2 protein-coding genes are annotated in these 3,028 nt (G+C 43.5%); both read left to right on the forward strand.

Annotation, left to right across the window (positions count from 1 at the left end; genetic code table 11):
• The first annotated feature begins 208 nt into the window (after positions 1-208).
• Positions 209-2,179, forward strand: a complete 1,971-nt coding sequence (gene feoB, locus F6K22_RS37310; RefSeq protein ID WP_293109815.1) for a ferrous iron transport protein B — start codon at positions 209-211, stop codon at positions 2,177-2,179.
• A 293-nt stretch (positions 2,180-2,472) separates the two neighbouring features.
• Positions 2,473-2,700 carry a FeoC-like transcriptional regulator gene (locus F6K22_RS37315; protein WP_293109817.1) on the forward strand — a complete coding sequence of 76 codons (228 nt, stop codon included), beginning with the start codon at positions 2,473-2,475 and terminating at the stop codon, positions 2,698-2,700.
• Positions 2,701-3,028 lie beyond the last annotated feature (328 nt).

Genomic DNA, 3,028 nt, shown 5'->3' on the forward strand with positions numbered 1-3,028 from the left:
GGCAAGTTCGTCAATCCTGCCAGCCATTGCGGCATTGGTAAGCACCTTCGTCGTCTCCTGGAAGGATGCCGCAGAAATAAAGCTTTCTGTAGACAGCGAAGCCTTGGTCACCCCAAGCAACAGGGGCTCAGCAACTGGCGGAGTCAATCCCTGGGCAAACAGTTGATCACGTTCATCCTCAAATTTCCACCACTCAACCTGTTCGCCTATGATGGATGTAGCCCAAGACCGAGGTATTTCCATTAATGCCGAACTCTTACGAAAACGCTTAGGGTGTCCAGTTATCCCGATGAATGCTGCTAGAGAAGAAGGAATCAAACCCTTATTGGATACGGTGGGAGAACTGGTGAAAAATATCAGTCCTTCGCCGAGCTATGTTGCTTATCCAGCAGTGATTGAAGATGCTTTAGCAGAATTGGTTCCCTATATCATTGAAAACAGTAGCAAACGCATTGTTGAACCTCGCTGGACGGCTTTAAATTTACTGCAATATGAAGACAAAGTTGCCCCAGAATTAGGGGGTAAAGACTTGGTAAAAATTGTGGTTAAAAATCGTCGCCAAATCCATCAGGTATTGGGGGAAGATATTGATATCATCATTGCCGACAGTCGTTATGGTTTTATTCGCCAATTAACTGAAGGAGCTACCGAACGCATTGGTGAAGCCAGTAGTACAATTTCCGATCGCTTAGATCGGATTGTCCTCGATCGTTGGCTAGGGGTTCCCATTTTCTTTTTAGTCATGTATGTCATGTTTCTGTTTACCATCAACGTCAGTGCTGCCTTTATTGATTTCTTTGATATTGCTGCGGGCACGATTTTTGTTGATGGTTTAGCTAATCTTCTGGAAGGAATGGGTATACCAGGGTGGTTAATTGCTCTCTTAGCTGATGGAGTTGGGGGAGGGATTCAAACTGTTGCCACTTTTATCCCCGTAATTGGGTTTATGTTCCTGTTTTTGTCAATTCTGGAAGATTCAGGATATATGGCGCGAGCTGCTTTTGTGATGGATAGGTTAATGCGGTTAGTGGGATTGCCAGGAAAATCCTTTGTACCAATGTTAGTGGGATTTGGCTGTAATGTTCCAGCAATTATGGCTACACGAACTTTAGAAAATTCCCGCGATCGCCTAATGACTATTATGATGAATCCCTTCATGTCTTGTGGGGCGAGGCTTCCCGTGTATGCTCTCTTTGCTGCAGCTTTTTTCCCTATAGGCGGACAAAATATTGTGTTTGGACTTTATCTGTTGGGCATTTTGGCAGCGGTTTTTACAGGACTTGTGATGAAAAATACCCTTCTCAAAGGAGAAGTAAGTCATTTCGTCATGGAATTACCGCCCTACCATCTACCCCGAATGAAAGGGGTGTTAATCCGAACCTGGGAACGCTTAAAAGCATTTTTGTGGAAAGCTGGCAAAGTTATTGTCTTGATGGTGATAGTTTTGGGATTGTTAAACTCTATTGGTATGGACGGCTCTTTTGGCAACCAAGACAGCGAACAATCTGTTCTCAGTAGCACCAGTCGAGCTGTCACCCCTATTTTTAGTCCCATGGGAGTTACAGAGGAAAATTGGCCAGCAACGGTGGGAGTTTTCACTGGAGTCTTTGCCAAAGAGGCCATGGTAGGAACCCTAGATTCGATTTACGGACAATTAGCCAAAGAAGATAATCCCGATGCAGAAACTGAAGAAGAAGGTTTTAGCTTCTGGGGAGGTATTGGAGAAGCATTTGCGACCATTCCCGCTAATTTAGCCGATCTACCCAATCAACTACTCGATCCCCTGGGGTTAAATATTGGGGAGACTCAAGACGTAGAAACTGCGGCTGAGGAACAGGAAGTACAGTTAGGAACATTTGGGGCAATGGTGAAGCGGTTTGATGGCAAAGTAGGGGCATTTTCTTATTTGCTATTTGTGCTGCTCTACTTCCCCTGCGTCTCAGCAACGGCGGCTGTTTATCGAGAAACTAATATTGGATGGATGCTGTTTGTGGCCTTGTGGACAACAGGATTAGCATATATTGTAGCTACTGTCTTCTATCAAGTTTGTACCTTTGGACAACATCCGGCCTTTTCCTTGATGTGGATTGTAGGTTCATTGGTATTTACGGGTTGTACCTTGGTTATGATGAAATTAGCTCAACCTGTTCGGTTAAGAAGTCAGCAACAAACTACTTGAAGAAGGAGTCATTTCAGTTATCAGTTATCAGTCAGGAGGTAGAATACAGGAGACAGAATCAATTGGTTGTGGATTCCCAATAGATGTCTCCAAAAATCCAAAATCAAATCAATTCTTATCCATACAACGCTTCTGAGATTGATGACCTCACGTCACAACCAAAACTCTGTAGGGGCGATTCGCTTGCTCGCCCCTACTGTGGTCTACCGAAGTGAAAACCACTGTAAATTATCAATTACTTTCCCCTATTCCCTATTCCCTGTTCCCTATTCCCTATTCCCTATTCCCTGATTATGATTTTAACTGATATTCAAGGTTATTTACAAAAATGTGGCAAGATATCCTTAGCTGAGTTGGCTTTGCATTTTCAGATGGATACTGATGCTATACGTCCCTTACTCAAACGACTAATTAATAAAGGAAGAATTCGTCTGATGAAAGGAGAAAAATGTGGTAGTTGCTCCCACTGTTCGTCAGAAATGATTGAATTTTATGAATGGGTTGGGTTAAGTCAGTCGTAAGCATTCAGCGGTCAGCTATCAGCTATCAGCTTCTTTACAATGGATAATTAATAATTCAGGACTTACGCATGGGGAAGGAAATATCGACGTTTGAGATTGCTTCGCTGCCCCTCGCAATGACAAAAAAACGTTTTTTTGCGTAAGTTCTATAATTAATAATTAATTATTAATTATTATCCCCAAAGGTTTAAAGCTTCTCATGAGCAAGGAGAAAAAGCGGTCGTTAGCGAAGCTGTCCGTCAGGATGGGATGGCGAGGTCTCCGTTCCCTCCGGGACGCTACGCGTTAGTGAAGCTTTGCGCTAGCAAACGCTTGCCTCCAATCGACA

The organism is Okeania sp. SIO2F4 (assembly GCF_010672385.1).
GTDB lineage: Bacteria > Cyanobacteriota > Cyanobacteriia > Cyanobacteriales > Microcoleaceae > Trichodesmium.